Raw genomic sequence first — 19706 nt, 5'->3', positions numbered from 1 at the left:
GCTCGCGGTCGGCGCGGCCTCTTGCGGTGGCACGACGTACTGGGCGGCCGGCCCGGCGGGTGGGTGACACACGTGATCGGGGCACGCCCTGATCGAGGCGCTGCGTGGTGGCGGCGAGGGCGGCCCTAAGATGGGGCCGATATGAGCGCCACGATGATCGGCCGGGGACTTGCCGCCGGCCACGGTGACCGCGTGCTGTTCTCGGAGCTTGATCTTGTGGTCGCGCCCGGCGATGTGATCGGGCTCGTCGGGGCCAACGGGGCGGGGAAGACGACGCTCCTGCGTACGCTGGCTGGTCTCGTACCCATGGAAAGCGGAACCGTCACGCTCAGCCCACCCACCGCCAATGTCGGATATCTCCCGCAGGAGCGGGAGCGGCGGGCCGGCGAGACGGTGCGTGACTTTCTCGCCCGCCGCACCGGCGTCGGCCCGGCCCAGGTGCGGATGGACGCCGCGGCGGAGGATCTCGCGCTGGAGAAGCCCGGCGCCGGTGACGAGTACGCCGTCGCGCTGGAGAAGTGGCTCGACCTGGGCGGCGCCGACCTCGACGAACGGGCCGCGCAGGTGGCGGACGAGCTCGGGCTGGGGGTGGCGCTCGACCATCCGATGACGGGACTCTCCGGCGGGCAGGCGGCGCGGGCGGGCATGGCGTCGCTGCTGCTCAGCCGGTACGACATCGTCCTGCTCGACGAGCCGACCAACGACCTCGATCTGGACGGGCTGCGCCGGCTGGAGGAGTTCGTGACGGGACTGCGTGCGGGGAGCGTGCTGGTCAGCCACGACCGCGAGTTCCTCGCCCGCACGGTCACCAAGGTGCTCGAGCTCGACCTGGCGCAGCAGCAGGTGAATCTCTACGGCGGCGGCTACGACGCCTACCTCGAGGAGCGCGAGCGGGGGCGGCGGCACGCGCGCGAGCAGTACGGCGAGTACACCGACAAGAAGGACGATCTCCTCGACCGGGCCCGTATGCAGCGCGCCTGGATGGAGAAGGGCATCAAGAACGCCCGCCGCAAGGCCCCGGACAACGACAAGATCGGCAAGGCGTTCCGTACGGAGTCGACGGAGAAGCAGGCGGCGAAGGCGCGGCAGACCGAGCGCCTGATCGAGCGCCTCGACGTGGTCGAGGAGCCCCGCAAGGAGTGGGACCTGCGGATGGAGATCGCCGCGGCCCCTCGCAGCGGCGCGGTGGTGGCCGCCATGCGCGACGCGGTGGTGCGGCGCGGCGACTTCACGCTCGGCCCGGTCACGCTGCAGATCGACTGGGCCGACCGGGTCGCGATCACCGGGGCGAACGGCTCGGGCAAGTCGACGCTGCTCGGCGCCCTGCTGGGGCGGATCCCGCTGGAGTCGGGCAGCGCGCGCCTCGGCCCGGGTGTGGTGGTCGGTGAGGTCGACCAGGCGCGCGGTTTGTTCCTGGGTGACGACCCGCTCATGCGCGCGTTCGGCGACGCCGTCCCCACCTGGGCCGACGCCGATGTGCGGACGCTGCTGGCGAAGTTCGGGCTGCGGGCGGCGCACGTGCTGCGGCCGGCCGCGACGCTGTCGCCGGGCGAGCGGACCCGCGCGGCGCTGGCGCTGTTGCAGGCGCGAGGGGTCAATCTGCTGGTGCTGGACGAGCCCACCAACCATCTCGACCTGCCGGCGATCGAGCAGCTGGAATCGGCTCTGGCCGACTATTCGGGAACGCTGCTGCTGGTGACCCACGACCGGCGCATGCTGGACGCCGTGCACACCACCGGCCACCTCGAGGTCGCCGACGGCAAGGTCCTCTAGACCGCGGCGCGGCGGTACTCCCGCGGCGACGCGCCGGTGACCCGTTTGAAGGCCGTGCTCAGCGCGCTCTCCGAGCCGTACCCGACGGCGTGGGCGATCGCCGCGACCGTGCCGTCGTCGCGGCGCAGGCGGTCGGCGGCGAGCTCGATCCGCCAGCCGGTGAGGTAGTCGAGCGGGCCCTGCCCGACCGCCTGCTTGAAGCGTGCCGCGAGCGTCGACCGCGACACCGCCGAGACCCGTGCCAGGTCGGCGACCGTCCACTGCCGGGCGGGGTCGGCGTGCAGGGCGCGCAGCGCCGGCGCCACCACCGGGTCGGTGAGCCCGCCCAGCCAGCCGGGACCGGAAGCGGGCGCCGAGGCCAGGTGCAGGCGCAGCATGTGGATGAGCATGACCAGCGCGAGGTGCTCGGCGACGAGGGTGGCGGCGATCGGCCGGTCCCGGAGCTCGGCGTCGACCTGGGCGAGGGCCCAGCGCAGGGTGGCCGCCGCGGCGCTGCCGCCGGGCACGTGCAGCACGGGCGGGAGCCCGTCGAGCAACAACTCGCGGGCCCGCGAGCCGAAGTCGAAGCGGCCGCCGAGCATGAAAACGTCGTCGCCGTCGCCGGCGCGGGCTATCCCGTCGACGGCGGCGGCGAAGACCGGCGCGGCGGGCGAGGGCCGGACGCCGGGGCCGCTGGCCAGGACGAACCGCCGCGGCCGGGTCAGCAGGAAGCAGTCCCCCTCGGCCAGCGGGATCGACTCGTCCACCCCGTCGACCGTGAGCAGGCACGACCCGCGCCGGATCGCGTTGAACTTCACGGCCGGTGGCGGGTCGAAGTCGAGGGCCCACTCGCCGCCCGCAATCAGGCTGACGGACAGGCGGCTGGTGGTGCCGACGAGTGCGAGGACATCCTCGAGCGGATCGGTCTGCTGGATGCTCACGCAACTATCCTGGACACTGAACCATTCTGCGTCCAGCCTTCCGGACGCAGGATCGAGTCATGACACTGATCACCACGCCGTTCACCGCTCACAGCACCGCCGCCGACGTCCTCGAGGGCGTCGACCTGACCGGCAAGCGCATGATCGTCACCGGCGGCGCATCGGGGCTGGGCGCCGCGGCCGCGAAAGCCCTCACCGACGCGGGCGCCGAGGTGACGATCGCCGTCCGCAACCCGGCCGGCGGCGCCCCGGGGCTGGATCTGGCGGATCTCGGCTCGGTGCGCCGGTTCGCCGACGCCTGGGACGGCCCGCTCGACGCCGTCATCGCCAATGCCGGCATCATGGCGCTCCCCCACCGCGCCCTGGCCCCGAACGGCTGGGAGCTTCAGCTCGCCACGAACTTCCTGGGCCACTTCGCGTTGATCACCGGCCTGCGCGAGCACCTGGGAGGCGGCCGGGTCGTCATGGTCAGCTCGGGCGCGCACCTGGGCTCCCCGGTCCACTTCGACGACCCGCATTTCGAGCGCCGCGCGTACGACCCGTGGTCGGCCTACGCCCAGTCCAAGACCGCCGACGTCCTGCTGGCGACGGCGATCGGCCGGCGCTGGCGGGCCGACGGCATCACCGCGAACGCGATGAACCCCGGCTACATCCACACCAACCTTCAGCGCCACCTCGACGACGCCACGATGCGCGCCCTGGGCGCCATGGACGACGACGGCAACCTGCTCACGCCCGGCTACTACAAGACCCCCGAGCAGGGCGCCTCCACCGAGGTCCTGCTGGCCGCCTCCCCGCTGCTGGCCGGCGTGACCGGCCGCTACTTCACCGAGGACAACCAGGAGGCCCCGACCGTTGCCGGCGGCTCCGGCTCCGGCCCCGGCGTGGCCGGCTGGGCGGTCGACCCGGCCGCCGCCGACCGGCTCTGGGACCTGGCCGCCGCCGCCCTGGCCGAGCCCGCCCGCCGGCGCTGAGCCGCGACCTTTGCGGGACGCCGCGACCTTTGCGGGACGCCGCGACCCTTGCGGACGCGGCGACGAGGCGCTTCAGGCCGCGGCCGTGAACGGCACGCTGATCGGTCCCTCGTTGCCGGAGCGGTCGAGCCCGCTCAGGCAATACGTGGCCGTCCCGGCCGGCGGCGCCGGGTCGGCCACCTGCTGCCCGGTACGCCCGGTGGCCACCAGCCTGGCCTGCGCCCCGTCGACCCGGTACAGCGCCCAGCTCGTGGCCGCGGCGCCCGACCCGGCCCGCGCGTCGAAGTGCCGGGCCGCCCCGGCGCGCCACACCTTGGTGAGCTCCGGCGCGCTGGGCGGGGCGGCGGGCAGCTGCTTCATGACCGGCACCAGCGCCGGCGCCGAGTAGTGGTTCCTGCTGTACCGGGCGACCGACCCGAGCCGGTTGGCCCGCACCTGCTTGGCGCTGTAGTGCACCTCGCCCTGCACGCCGTACTTCTCGTCCATCGCCAGGTGGCGGTCGATCTCGGCCGGGTCGCTCCACGCGCCCTTCTCGCCGACCCGGTAGTCGCCCTGCCCGATCCACAACTGCACGCCCGTGCCCTTCACGAGCGATGTCCACCACGGCAGGAGCTTCGCGTAGTCGGCCTTGGCGAAACCGATGTTCCAGTACAGCTGCGGCACGATGTAGTCGAGCCAGCCCTGCTGCACCCACTTGCGGGTGTCGGCGTAGATCGCGTCGTACGCCTCGAGCCCGTTGGACGCGGAGCCCGCGGGATCGGACGACTTGTTGCGCCAGATGCCGAACGGGCTGATCCCGAACTTCACCCACGGCTTGAGCTGCTTGATCCGCTCGTTCATCTCGCGGACGAGGGTGTCCACGTTGTCGCGGCGCCACTGCCCGCGCGACTTGCCCTTGCCGTACTTCGCGTAGCTCGCGTCGTCGGGGAAGTCCTGGCCGCTCTGCGGGTAGGGGTAGAAGAAGTCGTCGAAGTGGACGCCGTCGATGTCGTACTTCCGCACCGCCTCCAGCATGGAGTCCTCGACGAACTGGCGGGCGGCCGGGTTGCCCGGATCGAAGTAGAGACGCGCGTTCTTGCCGGTGGGGTACGAGATCGCCCAGTCGCGGTGTGCAAGCAACGGATGGCCGGGCGCAAGCTTGGCGAAATCGGCGCCGGGGCCGTCGGGGGCGGGCTGGGTTCCCCGGTACGGGTTGAACCACGCGTGGAACTCGAGATTGCGCGCGTGCGCCTCGCTCACCATGAACGCCAGCGGATCCCAGCCGGGTGACTTTCCGTCACGCTTTCCGGTGAGCCACTCCGACCACGGCGCGTAGTCGGACGGCCAGAACGCGTCACCGCTCGGGCGCACGTGCACGAAGATCGCGTTGTGGTGCTGGGCCACGGCGAGGTCGAGCCACCTGTCGTACTCGGCCTTGATCTGCGCCTGGCCGAGGCCGGGCCGGCTCGGGAAGTCGATGTTGAGCACCGTCGTGAGCCACATGCCCCGCAGCTGCCTGGTCGCACTGACCGGCACGTCTGCGCACTTCCCGGCCTGTCCGGCCGGGACCGCGGCCCCGGGTGCGGGCGTCTGGATGCCCCCGGCCGCGGCGGGCGGCTCGTAGACGGCGGCGCGCAGCAGACCGAGGCCGAGAACGGCCAGCGCGAACATCAGCGAGACGAGCGGGAGGACGAGCCGGAGGGAGGGACGGCGGCGGTGCATGCCCAACAGTCTGCCTCGCGGGCCGGGCCGGTCGCGGCCGGCCGTAGGGTTTCGGCATGGCCGTGGTCGTCGTGGGAGCCGGGATCGCCGGGTTGGCGTGCGCTCGTGAGCTGGTGGATGCCGGGGTGCCGGCGCGGGTGGTGGAACGGGACACGCGGGTGGGCGGGCGGCTGGCGAGCGAGCGGATCGGCGGCCGCTGGGTGGACACCGGCGCCGCTTACCTCACCGCGGACGATCCGTCGTTCCTCGGGCGCCTGCAGACGTGGCGGATCGACGGGCTGGCCCGGCCGTGGACCGACACGTTGCGCGGCCAGGCCGGTCCGCCGACGATGCGCTGGGCGGCGCCGGGCGGCCTGAACAGTCTGGCGGCCGATCTCGCGCGCAGCCTGGAAGTCACGCTGGGTGTGGACGTGACGTCCCTGCCGGCCGCCGACGCGGTCGTGCTGGCGATGCCGGGCCCGCAGGCCCGGGCGATCGCCGACCTGCCGGCGGCGTGGGAACAGTCCTGGTCCCCGGTGGTGACGGCCGTTCTCACGTACGCGCAAAGGTCGTGGCCGGATTTTGCCGGGTCCTTCGTGAACGACCATCCGATCCTGGCCACGGTCATCGACGACGGGGATCGGCGAGGCGATCGGGCGCCCGTTCTGGTGGCGCACTCGACCGCGTCCTTCGCGGCCGATCGCACCGATCCGGGACCGGCGATGGCCAAGGCCGTGAGCGAGTTGCTCGACGTCGGTGACCCGGTGTCGGTGGAGACCCGTTACTGGCCGTATGCGTCGCCGCGCCCCGGTCACGGAGGGTTCGCGCGGCACGGCGATGTCTATCTGTGCGGGGACGCCTTCGGACGTCCCCGCGTGCAGACGGCGTGGCTGAGCGGACGGGCGGTCGCCCGCGCCATTCTTCAGAGAACCGTGCGGTAGACCGCGAGCGTGTCTTCGGCGATGCGTGACCAGCTGAAATGCTCGACCGCGCGGCGCCGCCCGGCCAGCCCCATCTCCTTGGCCCGGGCGGGATCGAGAACGAGCTCGGTCATCGCGGCGAGGAAGTCGGCGACGAAACGGTCGGGGTGCACGGGCGTGCCGGTGCCGTCGCTGACCTGCTCGATCGGCACGAGCAGGCCGGTCTCGCCGTCGGCGACCACCTCGGGGATGCCGCCGGTCGCGGTTGCCACCACGGCGGTCTCGCAGGCCATCGCCTCGAGGTTGACGATGCCCATCGGCTCGTAGATCGACGGGCAGACGAAGACCGTCGCGTGCGTGAGGATCTGGATGACCTCGGTCTTGGGCAGCATCTCCTGCACCCAGATCACGCCGCGCTCGTCGCGGGCCTCGCGCAGCTCGACCGCGAGCGCCTCGACCTCGGCGGCGATCTCAGGAGTGTCGGGGGCGCCCGCGAGCAGGATGATCTGGGTCTGCGGCGGCAGGCCACGGCAGGCGCGCATGAGGTAAGGCAGGCCCTTCTGCCTGGTGATACGTCCGACGAAGACCACGCTGGGCCGGTTCAGGTCGATGCCGAGCCGCTCGATCACGCCGGTACCGTGGTCGGGCGTGTACTGCTCGGTGTCGATCCCGTTGTAGACCACCTGGATCTTGCCGGGGTCGACCGACGGGTACGCGGTGAGCACGTCGCGCTTCATGCCGCCGGAGACCGCGATGACGGCGTCCGCGTTCTCGATCGCGACCCGCTCGCAGAAGCTGGACAGGGCGTAACCGCCGCCGAGCTGCTCGGCCTTCCACGGGCGCAGCGGCTCGAGGCTGTGCGTAGTGACCACGTGCGGAACACCGTGCAGAAGTTTCGCGACGTGGCCGGCGAAGTTCGCGTACCAGGTGTGGCTGTGCACGATGTCGGTGCCCGCGCAGCCGTTGGCGATCTCGAGGTCGACGCCCATCGTCCGCAGGGCCGCGTTCGCGTCCGCGAGCTCCGCGGGCTCCGGGTAGGCGGTCACGCCCGGCTCACTGCGTGGCCGGCCGAAGCAATGCACGCGTACGTCCGCCAGGCGCCGCAGATCACGCGACAGGTACTCCAGGTGGACGCCGGCCCCGCCGTACACCTCGGGCGGATACTCCCGGGAGATCAGATCGACACGCACGTCAGTGAGCCTAGTGGTTCGTCCGGTTGGCGGCCCGCCGCCGCGCAAGATCGGGTAACCTGTCGAAGCTTCTTCTTGGCCGGCATCCTTCTTCGGCTGGCGTTCGAGCTGGCGGAAAGTTAGCGTCCTTTCATGGCTGTCAAGGTGCTTGCGATCGTTCTGGCCGGTGGTGAAGGTAAGCGCCTGATGCCCCTGACCGCCGACCGGGCAAAGCCCGGTGTGCCGTTCGGCGGCATCTACCGCATGATCGACTTCGTGCTGTCCAACCTGGCGAACGGCGGCTTCCTCAAGATCGTCGTCCTGACCCAGTACAAGTCGCACTCGCTCGACCGGCACATCACCAAGACCTGGCGCATGTCCACCCTGCTCGGCAACTACGTGACCCCGGTGCCCGCGCAGCAGCGGCTCGGCCCGCGCTGGTTCGCCGGCTCGGCCGACGCGATCTACCAGAGCATGAACCTCATCAACGACGAGAACCCCGACTACGTCATCGTGTTCGGCGCCGACCACATCTACCGCATGGACCCGAAGCAGATGGTCAACGACCACATCGCGTCGGGCGCGGCCGTGACGGTGGCCGGCATCCGCCAGCCCAGGTCCCTGGCCGACCAGTTCGGCGTCATCGACGTCGGCGCGGACGGCAAGAAGATTCGCGCCTTCCGCGAGAAGCCCCGCGACGCCGAGGGCCTGCCGGACTCCCCCGACGAGGTGTACGCCTCGATGGGAAACTACGTCTTCACGGCGCGCGCGCTGATGGAGGCCGTGTCGAAGGACGCGCAGGACCCGGACAGCAAGCACGACATGGGCGGCAACATCATCCCCATGCTGGTGGAGCGGGGCGAGGCCAACGTCTACGACTTCCGCGACAACGAGGTCCCCGGTTCCACCGACCGCGACCGCGGCTACTGGCGTGACGTGGGAACGCTGGACTCGTTCTACGAGGCCCACATGGACCTGATCGCCACCCTGCCCATCTTCAACCTGTACAACCACGACTGGCCCATCTTCACGAACTACGGCTCGTGGCCGCCGGCGAAGTTCGTCCACGACTACTTCGACCGCCAGGGCCGTGCCATCGAGTCGATGATCTCCCCTGGTGTGGTGGTGTCGGGCGCGCTGGTCGAGCGCTCGGTGATCTCCCCCAACGTCCGGGTGAACTCCTGGGCCCACGTGGAGGGCGCGGTCCTGATGGAGGGCGTTTCGGTGGGCCGCCGGGCGATCGTCAAGAACGCCATCATCGACAAGAACGTGAACATCCCCGAGGGCGCGCAGATCGGCGTCGACCTCGACCGCGACCGCAAGCTCTACACGGTGTCGGAGAACGGCATCGTCGTCATCGGCAAGGGCCAGCGGGTCGAGCTCTGAGCGTCGCCGCCCGTCACCTCCGGGCGCATCACCCCAGGCGCACCACTTCGGCCAGCGGGGCCGGGCGGGGCGCGGTGGGCGGGCGGCGGCGGTACTCCTGCGGGCTGACGCCGCGCTCGCGCTTGAAGGCGGCGCTCAGGGCGAACGCGCTGCCGTAGCCGACGCGGCGGGCGACGGCCTCGATGGTCGCCTCGCTCTGGCGCAGCAGGTCAGCGGCGAGGGTGAGGCGCCAGCCGGTCAGGTACGCCATCGGCGGTTCGCCGACGACCTCGGCGAAGCGGCGGGCCAAGGAGGCGCGGGAGACGCCCGCTCGGGTGGCGAGAAGGGCCACGGTCCACGCGTACGCCGGGTCGTCGTGGATCAGGCGCAGCGCGGGCCCCACCACGGGATCGCCCTGGGCGCGGGGCCAGCCGGGGGTGTCCGGCGACGGGGCGGCCAGCCAGGTGCGCAGCGTCGAGACGAGCACCAGGTCGAGGAGGCGGTCGAGGACGAGGTCCTGGGCGGGCTCGGTGCTGCCCATCTCCCGTACGAGCAGGTCGATCAGCGCGTTGTCGCCCGAGCCCACCGGGCGGATCAGCACGCCGGGCAACGCGTCGAGCAGGCGGCGGCTGACCTCGCTGTGCATCTGGTAGGTGCCGCTGATCATCACGGTGCCGCCGTCCGGGGCCGCGCCCCACGTGCGTACGCCCTGGCCCGTCATCGTCATCTCGGTGCCGTCCACCGATTCGCAGCGCTGCCCGGGATGGATGACGATCTGCGGCGCGGTGCCGGGGCTGTCGGCGACGACGTACGGCTCGGTGCCGTTGACGATCGCGACGTCGCCGGCGCCGATGTGGACGGTGCCGGCCGCTCCGCGCACGATCCACGCGTCGCCGCGCAGCAGGGTGATCAGCGACAGCGGCGACCCGTCCTGGATCCGCAGCGACCACGGCGGATCCAGGATGGAGCGCAGCAGGAAGGCCCCGCGGGCGCGTGGTCCGTCGAGCAGGCCGGTCAGCGCGTCCATGCGCCCAACGTACCGGTCGTCAGCCCCAGGATCCGGCGTCCGCGGCCCGGGTGGCGTACGCGGCGAAATCTCGCGCCGGACGGCCGAGCGCCTCCCGCACCCCGTCGGCCGGCTTGGTGTTGCGGCCGTCGAGGATGCCGCGGAACATCTCGCCGAGCTCGACCGGCAGACCCGCTTCGGCCAGGACCTGCTCGTACTGCTCGTGGGTGATCGGGGTGTACTTGATCGTACGGCCGGTGGCCCGGCTCAGTTCGGCGGCGACCTCGGCGAAGGTCAGCGCCCGGGGGCCGGTCAGCTCGTAGGTGCGGCCGCGGTGCCGCGGATCGGTGAGCGCGGCGGCCACCACGTCGGCGATGTCCTCGGCGTCGACGAACGGCTCGGCCACGTCGCCGGCGGGCAGCATGATGTCGCCGCCGAGCACCGCCCCGGCGAGGAAGTCCTCGCTGAAGTTCTGCATGAACCAGCTGCAGGTGACGACCGTCCAGCCGGTGCCGGCGTCGCGGACCCGCTGCTCGGCCGCCTGGGCGAGGGGCTCGCCCCGCCCCGAGAGCAGCACCAGGTGCTCGACCCCGCTCGCCGCGGCGAGGCCGGCGAGCGCGCCGACCTTCCCGGCCGCGCCCGGCAGCCCGAGGTCGGGATAGAAGGTGAGGTATGCGGCCCGGACGCCGCGCAGCGCCGGACCCCACGTCGCGTCGTCGTCCCAATCGAAGCGGGTCGCGCTGCGACGCGACCCGATCCGCACGTCGGCCCCCTGCGCCGCGAGCCGTTCGGCCACCCGCCGTCCGGTCTTGCCGGTTCCACCGATGAGAAGCGTTGTGTTCGTCATGCCTTCCAGTAGAGCGGCGCCGATTGAGACGAAGAATGGCCCGCACCCTCACTCCCATACGCGAGACGCTCAGCCGGGGTACTAGGCCCACCGCCCGATCGGGACTCACCACCAGTGACCCCCGCGGCGCGGGTCGGCAGGCTGATCCCTGGCAGGAAACGCAGGCGGACAAGGGGGAAACTCATGCAACGGCGGACCATCCTCACCGGAACGGCGCTCGGCTTGGCCGGCGCGGCCCTGGGCCGGTATCCGAGCTTCGGATCACCGGCGGGCGGCCTGATCGCCATCCGGGGTGTGACCGTGATCGACGCGGCCGGCGGCGCCCGGCGCGACCAGACCGTGCTCGTCCGGGGCGATCGCATCCTCGACGCCGGACCGGCTCACCGGGTGCCGGTGCCGCACGGCGCCACGATCGTCGAGGGCGCCGGGAAGCACCTCATCCCCGGCCTCGCCGACATGCACACCCACGTCGTCGGCATCGACGACACCGATCCCGAGCTGTACGTGGTCAACGGCGTCACGACCACGCGGCAGATGTCGGGAAGCCCCCAGGCGCGCGACTGGCAGCGGGAGATCGCCACCGGTGGCCGGCTGGGCCCGCAATGGTCGATCGGCAGCCGGATCGTCGACGGCGCCCCGTCGTTGTGGGACGGCCTGGACCCGGACGGCTCGGTGCACGTCTCCGTCGCGAACCCCGAGCAGGCCCGGGCCGCCGTGCGGCAGGAACAGGCGACCGGCGTCGCCTTCATCAAGACGTACACCCGGTTGACGCGCGAGTCGTTCCTCGCCGTCGCCGACGAGAGCCACCGGCTCGGACTGCCGTTCCTCGGCCACGTTCCCGACTTCGTCCAGCTCACCGAGGCGAGCGACCGTGGCATGCGGACGGTAGAGCACCTGTTCGAGATCTGGTACGACACGTCGGCCGACGAGGACCGGCTCCGCCGCGCCGTCACCGCCGCGCCGATCGGTCCCGGGGATTACAACGGCTGGTTCAACACCATGCATCCGTACGAGTACGCCGCGGCCCGCAGCTACGACCGGCGCAAAGCCGGCCAGGTCTTCCACCGCCTGGCCCGCAACGGCACATACCTCACCCCGACGCTCGTGCTGCACGAGACCAACGACAAGCCGGAGGAGATCGACCGCCACGACCCGCGCTACCGGTACTTCAGCGCCGACGTGATCGGCTATTGGGACTGGGCGCTGGACAACCTGTACCTGCCCGGCCGCACGCCGGCCCAGGTCGCCCAGTCGAAGGAGCTCTACCGCCGCCGTCTCGCTCTCACCGCCGAACTGGCGGCGGCCGGTGTGCCGCTGATGACCGGAACCGACCTGGGCACCACCTACCTCATGCCCGGCTTCAGCCTGCACGACGAACTGGAGCGCTTCGTCCGGGCCGGGCTGACGCCGCTGCAGGCCCTTGGCGCCGCGACGCTGAACCCGGCCCGCTACCTCGGCCGGCGCGACCAAGGCGTGATCGCCCACGGGGCCGTCGCCGACCTGGTCCTGCTCGACGCCGACCCGCTGCATGACATCCGCAACACGACCCGCATCAACAGCGTCCTCGTCCGCGGCCACCTCATCGGCCCGGCCGAGCGCGCGCGGATCCTGGCCGGCATCGAGGCCGCGGCGAAGCAGCCGAAGCCGTCCGCCGCGGCCCCGATCGCCTATCGCGGCTGCCCGTGCCACGCCAACGCCGCGGTCCGGAGCTAGCGCGGGCCGGGTGGCAATGCCTTTCCTGCCGTCGATCCGTCCCTGGCCGGCGCCCCGGCCGCCGACCGATGCTGACCACGTGAACCTTTCCTTCTCCCACGACCACGTCGGCATCAGCGTGACGCCCGAGGACCTCGACGCCACCATCGAGTGGTACCGCGGCTGGTTACATCGGGCCTGCGGCCGGGAAGAAGCACTCGATCCGCAGTTCCTGCAGGGTCACGTCCTGCGGCGTGCCGAGCGTGGTCACGGTGGAGAAGTAGTCGAACTGCCGGCCGTCGCGGGCGAACCGGACCGGCACGATCGGCAGTTGCGGCGCCAGCGGGTCGGTGTCGGCGATCGCGGCGGGGACGCCCGGATAGGCGAGCACCTCGGCGAGGATCAGCTGGGCGCGCTCGTCGGTCACCCCGCCGAGCGCTTCGCGGCGTACGCGTCGCACCAGGGCCTGGGCCACCTCCGGCCAGTTCGTGACGTACGGCCGTACCCCGTCGGGGTGAAACATCAGCCGGAGCACGTTCGCCGGGCCGGGCACCGGCTCGTGACCGGCGAGCAGGAACCCGAAGAAGCCCTCGGCGGCCGCGTTGGTGTGCCGGATGTCCCAGTCGCGGTCCATCACCACGGCCGGGTACGGCTCCTGCTGCGCCAGGATCGCCTCGATCGCACCCTGCACGGCGGCGAGCGCCGGGGCGTCGAGGGCGGACTCCCGGTACTCGGGGGCGAAGCCGGCGGCCAGCAGCAGCGTGTTGCGTTCACGCAGCGGCACCTCGAGAACCTCGGCGAGCCGGAGCACCATGGTCCGGCTCGGCCGGGCCCGGCCGGTCTCGATGAAGCACAGGTGCCGGATGGACACGGCGGCCTCGGCGGCGAGCCGCAGTTGGCTCAGCCGCCGGGCCTTGCGCCACCGCTGGACCAGGGCGCCGACCTCGCCGCTCATCCGGTCAGTATCCGTCGTGCCACGCCTGGGCCTGGAACGGCGGCTCCAGCGGCGGGTCGGCGAGGTTGCCGGTGTAGTTGGCCATCGTCGAGACGGCCAGCCCGGTGACGACGTCGAGGAGCCGCATCTCGTCGAAGCCGCCGGCCGTGAACGTCTTGACGTCGGCGTCGTCGAGGTGGCCGCGCTTGTCGATCAGCGCCCGCGTCGTCGCGGACAGGGCGGCGAGCCGCGGATCGCCGGGAAGCCCGCCGCGGCGGATCGCCTCGACCTCGGCCGCGGGGACGCCCTGGGCGAGCGCGAGCGTCGAGTGGAACGCCACCGCCCACGCGCACCGGTTGGCGACCGCGTTGGACAGCAGCAGCACCTGCCGCTCGCCGTCGGTGAAGCCGGCGCCGCCGAGCTGGCCGAACGCGGCGACGAACGTGCTGATCAGCGACGGGGCGTTGGCCATCGTGGCGGCCAGGTTGGGGACGAGGCCGAGCGCGTCGTTCAGCCGCTGCAGGGCCGGCCGGGAACCCTCGGGCGCCGTCTCGACCGTGTGGATCGGGTATGTCGTCATACCGGAAACTGTGGCCGGTCCGCGGAGCCGAACCAATTCCCTGGCAGGTAAACGCCGGTGCGCCGGTCACCACTGCTCGTCGTCGAGGCTGGACACGGTGTCCGCGAGGACGGTCAGGCCCACCCGCAAGCCGGCCAGGTCGATCCACTCCTTCTCGGTGTGCTCGCCCGCGCCGGTGGTCACGCCGATCGCGATCGCCGGAAGCCCGGCGGCGTAGGCGGCGTTGGCGTCGGTGCTCGCCGCGACCGGCTGCGGCTCCAGCCCGGCCTTGCGCAACGCCGAGTCGGCGGCGCGGACCAGGGGCGCGTCGGCCGGGATCTCGCCGGCCGGGCGGCGTCCCAGGTCGGCGAGGGTCGCCGTCAGCCCGGTGGATCCGGGACCCGCCCGCCATGCCTCGATCGCGCCCGCCAGCGCCGCCTCCCGGGCGGCGAGGACCTCCGGCCGCACCGCCCGCAGGTCGACTTCGAACCAGCACTCCCTCGCCCGGGCGTTGATGGCCTCACCGCCGCCCATGCGTCCGATGTTGACCGACGTCCCCGCCAACGGCGGCAGCCGATCGAGCGCTTCGGCGGCCAGCGCCACCGCGCCGTGCACCGCGCTGGGCGCGTCGGCGCACTCCCACGCGTGGCCGCCCGGCCCGCTGACGGTGATCCTCGCCCGCACCGAGCCCACACCTCGGGTGGCTATCTTGCCGAGGTAGTTGCCCTCGACGGCGATGAGCGCGCCGATCGGGACGGCCGGCCGGCGCAGGGCCCCGATCGCTCCGGCCAGGTTGCCGAGGCCCTCCTCGGCCACCGTGGCGAGCAGCCAGACCGGGCGGCGGGTCCGGGGCGGCAGCAGCACGCTCAGTTCGGCGAGCGCGGCCACCGCGACGGTGTTGTCGCCGACACCGGGCCCGTACAGAGTGTCGCCGTCCCGGCGCGGCGTATGGTCCACATCGGAGCCGAAGACCGTGTCGAGGTGCGCCGCGAGGACCGTCGCGGGACCCGCGCCGTCTCGCACCCGCGCCCACACGTTGCCGACCGAATCCGTCTGCACCTCGCCCAGACCGTCGGCCTGCCACCACTCGGCGACCCGGGCGGCACGGGCCTGCTCGAACCCGCTCGGAGCGGGAATCGCCGCGAGCTCCTCGGTGCGGGCGACCACCCGCTCGACTGATCCCATCATCGCCCCACCACACCACAATGGACCGTCCGCGCACATCGGCAGCACGGCTCCACTACCCCGGCGGCGATCCACTGCGCCGGGAGCATCAGTCGATCTGGGCCCGGGGCACGCCGGCGTGGCAGGTCACGGTCATCGTGACGCTGTCGCTGCCGTGGCGGAAGACGACCGTCGGCGCCGGGCCGGGAGTGGTGTCGGCCTCCTCCATGCGGTAGGAGCGGGCCGCGGTCCAGGACAGGATCCGCGCCGTGGTCGCGGCGGGGCAGTCGGCGGTGACGGTGCCTCCCGGGGAGGAGAGCGTGCGCTCGACGGGGTCCGGCGCCGACGTCGACGGCGGTGGAGCGGATGTCGTGCCCGGTAGTTGCGAGGCGGTGGTCGTCACGGGCAGGCCCGTGATCGCGCCCTGGGTGCCGGGCGGGCGGGTGGCGGCGACGGTGGGCTCGAGCGTTGTGGACGGACCAGGCCTCGCCGACGAGGTGGCCGGAGGGGTGGCCGAAGGGGTGGCCGACGCGGATGGCGGAGCCGGCGCGGCGACGGCCGGTGGTGGGCTCGGCTCGACGGAGGCGCCGCGGGCTGCCAGCCAGCCTGCTGTTGTCACCACCGCCAGCACGATGCCGGCGGCGATGAGGTGCTGAACGACGCGAGGCGCCTTCCGCGCCGGTGGATGGACGACTGTGGACGGCTCGGCGGCGGGGACGCCGGAGCGGGGCGCCTCCTCGCCGGCGCCGACGCTCGCTGGGCCGATCTCGGCGGCGGCCACGGCGGCATCGACCCGGGCGGCCCCGGCGGTATCGGACCCGGCGGCCCCGGCGGTATCGGACCCGGTGGCCCCGGCGGCACCGACCCCGGTGGCGCCGACGGCACCGGCCCCGGCCGCATCGAGCTCGGCGGCGCCGGCGGCGGCGGCCAGCAGGCGTGCGGCCTCGCGGGCCGTGGGGCGGGCGTTCGGGTCCTTCCGCAGGCAGCGGTCGCACAGGTCGAGCACCTCGGCGGGCACCGGACCGAGCGGCACCAGCCGGGGCGGCTCGGCGTACACGTGGTTGGCCAGGACACGGTCAGGCGGGTCGGCGGCCCAGGGAGTGTGGCCGGCGAGCAGGCGGTAGAGCAGCACCCCCAGGGCGTACATGTCGGACGCGGGGAGGACCTCGTCGCCGGTCAGACGCTCGGGCGCCGTGTAGGTGGGCGTGCCGAAGACGGTGTCGCCGTCGGCCGCAGGGCCCCGGGTGGCGGCTATGCCGAAGTCGACGACCTTGGCGCCGGTGGGGGCGAGCATGATGTTGGCGGGCTTGATGTCGCGGTGGACCAGGCCGGCGGCGTGCGCGGCGGCCAGGGCGGCGGCGACCTCGGCGCCGACGCGCAGGGCCGGCGGGGCCGGGAGGTCGCCGTCGCGGAGGCGGTTCAGCAGGGTGTCGCCGGCGATGAGCTCCAGGACGACGTAGGGCACCAGCTCGCCGGAGACGACCGACTCGCCGTAGTCGTGGACCTGGGCGATGTTCGGGTGGGAGAGCTGCGCGGCGATCCGCGCCTCGCGCCGGATCTGCGCCAGACGAGAGTCGCGTTCGTGCGTCGCCAAGAGCTTGACCGCGACCGTACGGGTCAGCACGGTGTCCCACGAGCGCCAGACCACGGCCATCCCACCGGCCCCGATCGGCTCCACGAGGCGATAGCGCCCGCCCAGGCAAAGACCGGGACGGACGAGGCCGGCGAGATCGACGTCCATCCCCGGGAGTCTGCCTCCTCCGGCGGGCGCGCGCATCCGGTGAGTGGACGATTGCTTGCCGTATCGAAATGGTTCGACGACGATCGATGCCATGGTCAAGACATCGAGACTCATGTATTTAGTGGCGGCACTCGCCGTGGCGCTCGCGCTGCCTGGCGCCGCGTCGGCGGCGCCGGGCTGGGCCGGGGCCTGGTCCACCAGCCCGCAGCGGGAGGCGGGGCCGGCTTTCGCGGCCCAGACGCTGCGAATGCTCGTTCACCCGACCATCGGCGGGTCGTCGCTGCGGCTGCGGCTGTCGAACACGTTCGGCGAGGCCGACGTGGTGTTCGGGGCGGTGGGGGTGGCTCGCGCGGTGTCGCCGGGCGCCGCCGAGCTGGCGCCCGGGAGCGAACGGCGGGTCACTTTCCGCGGGCGCGGCGCGGTGACCGTCAGGAAAGGAAGCACGGTTCTCAGCGATCCGGTCGCGCTGGGCATCGCCGCCGGGCAGGACCTCGCGGTCGACCTGTACGTGACCGCGGGCGGGGACGCCGCGGCGATCACCGGCCACGACGCGGCGCAGGGGACGCAATTCGTCGCGGACGGAAACCAGGCCGGGAAGGGCGGGGCGGCCTTCACGGGGACGGTCAACTCGTGGTTCTGGCTCGACGGCGTGGACGTCCGGCCGGGACACGGCGTCAAGGGGAGCATCGTCGCGCTCGGTGACTCCATCACCGACGGGGCCTACACGACCTGGAACGGCAGCGACCGGTGGACCGACGTGCTGGCCGCGCGGCTCGGCGGCCGCTACGGGGTGCTCAACCAGGGGATCGGCGGCAACCAGGTGCTCACCGACCGAACCGACTGCTGCGGCGCGGGCACCAGCATTTCCGGCCTCGAGCGCGAAAAAGCCGACGTGCGTGAGCAGACCGCGGCTCGCTACCTGATCCTCGCGGACGGCATCAACGACATCGGCTACAACGCGACGGCGCCCGATCTGATCGCCGGGCTGCGGACCATCGCCGATCGCGCACACCGCGCCCGCATCCGGGTCATCGGAGCGACGATCACGCCGTACGGATGCGACACCGGCTGCTTCTCACCACAGCAGGAGGCCGTCCGGCAAGAGGTCAATTCGTGGGTGCGGACCAGCCGGGTATTCGACGGCGTCGCCGACTTCGACGCGGCCATTCGCGACCCGGAGCTGCCGAGTCAGGTGCTGCCCGCCTATCAGGCCGACCATCTGCACCCGAACATCGCGGGCCAACGAGCCATGGCGGAATCCATCGACGTCGCGTTGTTCCGGTAGGTCTCGCGGCAACTCTGCCGACGGCTCGCCGCGGGCGTGACCACCCGCCTGGCCGGCGCGGAAACGGCGAGTGCGGTGGCCGTTGCGGTGGGGGACGGCCCTTCCTCGTACGAAAGAAGCGGGAGGCGAGCTGAGCCGGCCCGCCTCCCGCAACTCAACGAAGAATCACTGAACGCCGAGCAGGTCGACGACGAAGATCAGGGTCTCGTTGGGCTTGATGACGCCGCCGGCGCCGCGCGCACCGTAACCCAGGTGCGGCGGAATCGTCAGCTTGCGCCGGCCGCCGACTTTCATTCCCTGGACGCCCTGGTCCCAGCCGGCGATGACCTGGCCACCGCCGAGTGGAAACGCGAAAGGCTCGCCCCGGTCCCAGGACGCGTCGAACTGCGCCCCGTTCGAATGCGACACGCCCACGTAGTGCACGGTCACGACCTGGCCGGCGCTCGCCTCGGGGCCGTCACCGACGGTGACGTCCTCGATCACCAGGTCGGCGGGCGGGTCGCCCTGGATCGGGCCGATCTCGGGCTTGTCCATGATTGTCCTCCGGTTCGGGTGGTAACCCCGCCATGCAATCACACCGGCCGGAAAGGTGAACGGCTGACCACGGTTCTCCGTATCACTTGCCGGCATCGCTGAACCTTTCAACCTGGCGACGGGCCTGAAGCCGCCGAGCCGTTGACCGGCGCCGGCGCAGCGGGCCCTGGCCACGTTGAAAAAGGTTCACTGCTCGAGACACGTAGGGAGACTGTCATGATCCGCCGACTGGCCGCCGCTGCCGCTGTTGCGGGCGTGTTGCCGCTGCTGGCGGGCGCGCCGGCGTTCGCGCACGGGGCGCCGACGGCGCCGATCAGCCGGACCGCCGCCTGCGCCGCGGGCGGCGGGACCGCTACCGGCACGGCAGCGTGCAAGGCGGCCCGCGCCGCCAACGGGGGGCCGTTCGGGACGTTCGACAACCTGCGCGTTCCCAATGTCAACGGCAACGACAAGAAGTTCGTGCCGGACGGAAAGCTGTGCAGCGGAGGGCTCGACGCCTTCAAGGGCCTCGACATCGCGCGCGACGACTTTCCGTCCACCACGGTGACCGGCGGCAAGTCGCTGGCGATCAAGTACCGGGCGACACTGCCGCACACGGGCAGCTTCCGGATCTACCTGACCAAGGAAGGTTTCGACCCTTCGAAGAAGCTCGCGTGGGGCGACCTGGCAAGCAAGCCCCTGGCCGAGATCAAGGACCCGCCGCTGCGGGACAGCGCCTATCAGATGAGCGTGAAGTTGCCGTCGGACCGGACCGGGCGGCACATCCTCTACATCGTGTGGCAGACGTCCAGCACGGTCGACACCTACTACTCCTGCTCGGACGTCGTCTTCAAGAAAGGTGCCGCGTCCGCCGCGCCGGTCGCCACCAAGAAGAAGCCGGCCGCGTCGAAATCGGCAGCGGCGCCCGCGTCGCCTCCGGCCACGGTCTCGCAGAAGCCGGCCGTGGCGCCGGTCGTGGCGGAAACCAGCGAGGCGCCGGAGCAGAGCCAGGCCATCACTCCGGTCGGTGAGCAAAGCCAGGTCACTCTCGGTCACGGCATCGTCGCCGGCGCGCTCCTCGTGGGCGCAAGCTTTCTGGCGTACGCGCTGATTGGCGGCTTTCTTCGGAAGCGGCGCGGAAACCGTTGAACCGCAACGGTTCGG

Annotated in this window: 17 protein-coding genes; 7 read left to right on the top strand and 10 right to left on the bottom strand. The window is 72.2% G+C overall.

What is annotated here, in order from left to right; translation table 11 throughout:
* Window positions 1-141: 141 nt before the first annotated feature.
* Window positions 142-1773 carry an ABC-F family ATP-binding cassette domain-containing protein gene (locus ACIA5D_RS16540; RefSeq protein WP_396030772.1) on the top strand — a complete coding sequence of 544 codons (1632 nt, stop codon included), beginning with the start codon at window positions 142-144 and terminating at the stop codon, window positions 1771-1773.
* On the opposite strand, the gene ACIA5D_RS16535 is transcribed toward ACIA5D_RS16540, so the two are convergent.
* Entirely contained in the window at window positions 1770-2693 is a 924-nt protein-coding gene (locus tag ACIA5D_RS16535) for an AraC family transcriptional regulator (protein ID WP_396030771.1), read from the bottom strand. The two genes, ACIA5D_RS16540 and ACIA5D_RS16535, sit on opposite strands and share 4 nt — an antisense overlap.
* Window positions 2694-2752: 59 nt before the next feature.
* Between ACIA5D_RS16535 and ACIA5D_RS16530 the strand changes: the two genes are divergently transcribed.
* A complete protein-coding gene (locus ACIA5D_RS16530; protein WP_396030770.1) occupies window positions 2753-3667 on the top strand; it encodes an SDR family NAD(P)-dependent oxidoreductase in 915 nt (304 codons plus the stop codon).
* A 72-nt stretch (window positions 3668-3739) separates the two neighbouring features.
* Here the strand turns inward: ACIA5D_RS16530 and ACIA5D_RS16525 are convergent, their stop codons facing one another.
* Window positions 3740-5368, bottom strand: coding sequence for a glycoside hydrolase family 10 protein (locus tag ACIA5D_RS16525; RefSeq protein ID WP_396030769.1), 1629 nt, complete (start codon window positions 5366-5368; stop codon window positions 3740-3742).
* 56 nt (window positions 5369-5424) lie between these two features.
* Between ACIA5D_RS16525 and ACIA5D_RS16520 the strand changes: the two genes are divergently transcribed.
* Entirely contained in the window at window positions 5425-6288 is an 864-nt protein-coding gene (locus tag ACIA5D_RS16520) for an NAD(P)/FAD-dependent oxidoreductase (protein ID WP_396030768.1), read from the top strand.
* Here ACIA5D_RS16520 and glgA read toward each other — a convergent pair.
* Window positions 6270-7457, bottom strand: coding sequence for a glycogen synthase (gene glgA / locus ACIA5D_RS16515; protein ID WP_396030767.1), 1188 nt, complete (start codon window positions 7455-7457; stop codon window positions 6270-6272). The genes ACIA5D_RS16520 and glgA overlap by 19 nt on opposite strands.
* A gap of 132 nt (window positions 7458-7589) precedes the next feature.
* Here glgA and glgC point away from each other — a divergent pair, with 132 nt between their 5' ends.
* Window positions 7590-8822 (top strand): glucose-1-phosphate adenylyltransferase, encoded by a 1233-nt coding sequence (glgC, locus tag ACIA5D_RS16510; protein WP_396030766.1) that lies wholly within the window; start codon window positions 7590-7592, stop codon window positions 8820-8822.
* 28 nt (window positions 8823-8850) lie between these two features.
* On the opposite strand, the gene ACIA5D_RS16505 is transcribed toward glgC, so the two are convergent.
* Window positions 8851-9828: an AraC family transcriptional regulator gene (locus ACIA5D_RS16505; RefSeq protein ID WP_396030765.1), complete on the bottom strand. Its 978-nt coding sequence runs from the start codon at window positions 9826-9828 to the stop codon at window positions 8851-8853.
* Window positions 9829-9847: 19 nt separating this feature from the next.
* On the bottom strand, window positions 9848-10654 hold the full coding sequence (locus ACIA5D_RS16500) for an NmrA family NAD(P)-binding protein (RefSeq protein ID WP_396030764.1): 807 nt from the start codon (window positions 10652-10654) through the stop codon (window positions 9848-9850).
* A 183-nt stretch (window positions 10655-10837) separates the two neighbouring features.
* On the opposite strand from ACIA5D_RS16500, the gene ACIA5D_RS16495 reads away from it, so the two are divergent.
* Complete coding sequence (locus tag ACIA5D_RS16495; protein ID WP_396030763.1) at window positions 10838-12367, top strand: amidohydrolase family protein; 1530 nt, start codon at window positions 10838-10840, stop codon at window positions 12365-12367.
* Window positions 12368-12533: 166 nt separating this feature from the next.
* Here the strand turns inward: ACIA5D_RS16495 and ACIA5D_RS16490 are convergent, their stop codons facing one another.
* The 4 genes from ACIA5D_RS16490 to ACIA5D_RS16475 all read right to left on the bottom strand — a co-directional run bounded on the left by ACIA5D_RS16490 (window position 12534) and on the right by ACIA5D_RS16475 (window position 16744).
* On the bottom strand, window positions 12534-13301 hold the full coding sequence (locus ACIA5D_RS16490) for a helix-turn-helix domain-containing protein (protein WP_396030762.1): 768 nt from the start codon (window positions 13299-13301) through the stop codon (window positions 12534-12536).
* A gap of 4 nt (window positions 13302-13305) precedes the next feature.
* Window positions 13306-13860 carry a carboxymuconolactone decarboxylase family protein gene (locus ACIA5D_RS16485; protein WP_396030761.1) on the bottom strand — a complete coding sequence of 185 codons (555 nt, stop codon included), beginning with the start codon at window positions 13858-13860 and terminating at the stop codon, window positions 13306-13308.
* Window positions 13861-13926: 66 nt separating this feature from the next.
* Window positions 13927-15027, bottom strand: coding sequence for a M20/M25/M40 family metallo-hydrolase (locus ACIA5D_RS16480; RefSeq protein ID WP_396030760.1), 1101 nt, complete (start codon window positions 15025-15027; stop codon window positions 13927-13929).
* Window positions 15028-15112: 85 nt separating this feature from the next.
* Window positions 15113-16744 carry a serine/threonine-protein kinase gene (locus tag ACIA5D_RS16475; RefSeq protein ID WP_396030759.1) on the bottom strand — a complete coding sequence of 544 codons (1632 nt, stop codon included), beginning with the start codon at window positions 16742-16744 and terminating at the stop codon, window positions 15113-15115.
* 91 nt (window positions 16745-16835) lie between these two features.
* Here ACIA5D_RS16475 and ACIA5D_RS16470 point away from each other — a divergent pair, with 91 nt between their 5' ends.
* Window positions 16836-18029, top strand: a complete 1194-nt coding sequence (locus ACIA5D_RS16470; protein WP_396030758.1) for a GDSL-type esterase/lipase family protein — start codon at window positions 16836-16838, stop codon at window positions 18027-18029.
* 165 nt (window positions 18030-18194) lie between these two features.
* Here ACIA5D_RS16470 and ACIA5D_RS16465 read toward each other — a convergent pair whose 3' ends face one another.
* Window positions 18195-18563 (bottom strand): FKBP-type peptidyl-prolyl cis-trans isomerase, encoded by a 369-nt coding sequence (locus ACIA5D_RS16465; protein ID WP_396030757.1) that lies wholly within the window; start codon window positions 18561-18563, stop codon window positions 18195-18197.
* Window positions 18564-18704: 141 nt separating this feature from the next.
* Between ACIA5D_RS16465 and ACIA5D_RS16460 the strand changes: the two genes are divergently transcribed.
* Complete coding sequence (locus ACIA5D_RS16460) at window positions 18705-19691, top strand: lytic polysaccharide monooxygenase (protein WP_396030756.1); 987 nt, start codon at window positions 18705-18707, stop codon at window positions 19689-19691.
* The last annotated feature ends 15 nt before the right edge of the window (window positions 19692-19706 follow it).

The sequence above is a fragment of the Actinoplanes sp. NPDC051513 genome (assembly GCF_044454685.1).
Taxonomy (GTDB): domain Bacteria; phylum Actinomycetota; class Actinomycetes; order Mycobacteriales; family Micromonosporaceae; genus Actinoplanes.
The sequence above is the reverse complement of the archived record's forward strand: the minus strand, read 5'-3'. Positions and strand labels throughout refer to the sequence as shown.

What these genes read in the sequence shown, in the direction of transcription:
- ACIA5D_RS16540 (WP_396030772.1), top strand. Translation starts at nt 142, where the DNA reads ATGAGCGCCACGATGATCGGCCGGGGACTTGCCGCCGGCCACGGTGAC.
- ACIA5D_RS16530 (WP_396030770.1), top strand. Translation starts at nt 2,753, where the DNA reads ATGACACTGATCACCACGCCGTTCACCGCTCACAGCACCGCCGCCGAC.
- ACIA5D_RS16525 (WP_396030769.1), bottom strand. Translation starts at nt 5,368, where the DNA reads ATGCACCGCCGCCGTCCCTCCCTCCGGCTCGTCCTCCCGCTCGTCTCG.
- ACIA5D_RS16520 (WP_396030768.1), top strand. Translation starts at nt 5,425, where the DNA reads ATGGCCGTGGTCGTCGTGGGAGCCGGGATCGCCGGGTTGGCGTGCGCT.
- glgC (WP_396030766.1), top strand. Translation starts at nt 7,590, where the DNA reads ATGGCTGTCAAGGTGCTTGCGATCGTTCTGGCCGGTGGTGAAGGTAAG.
- ACIA5D_RS16505 (WP_396030765.1), bottom strand. Translation starts at nt 9,828, where the DNA reads ATGGACGCGCTGACCGGCCTGCTCGACGGACCACGCGCCCGCGGGGCC.
- ACIA5D_RS16500 (WP_396030764.1), bottom strand. Translation starts at nt 10,654, where the DNA reads ATGACGAACACAACGCTTCTCATCGGTGGAACCGGCAAGACCGGACGG.
- ACIA5D_RS16495 (WP_396030763.1), top strand. Translation starts at nt 10,838, where the DNA reads ATGCAACGGCGGACCATCCTCACCGGAACGGCGCTCGGCTTGGCCGGC.
- ACIA5D_RS16490 (WP_396030762.1), bottom strand. Translation starts at nt 13,301, where the DNA reads ATGAGCGGCGAGGTCGGCGCCCTGGTCCAGCGGTGGCGCAAGGCCCGG.
- ACIA5D_RS16485 (WP_396030761.1), bottom strand. Translation starts at nt 13,860, where the DNA reads ATGACGACATACCCGATCCACACGGTCGAGACGGCGCCCGAGGGTTCC.
- ACIA5D_RS16480 (WP_396030760.1), bottom strand. Translation starts at nt 15,027, where the DNA reads ATGATGGGATCAGTCGAGCGGGTGGTCGCCCGCACCGAGGAGCTCGCG.
- ACIA5D_RS16475 (WP_396030759.1), bottom strand. Translation starts at nt 16,744, where the DNA reads ATGGACGTCGATCTCGCCGGCCTCGTCCGTCCCGGTCTTTGCCTGGGC.
- ACIA5D_RS16470 (WP_396030758.1), top strand. Translation starts at nt 16,836, where the DNA reads ATGGTCAAGACATCGAGACTCATGTATTTAGTGGCGGCACTCGCCGTG.
- ACIA5D_RS16465 (WP_396030757.1), bottom strand. Translation starts at nt 18,563, where the DNA reads ATGGACAAGCCCGAGATCGGCCCGATCCAGGGCGACCCGCCCGCCGAC.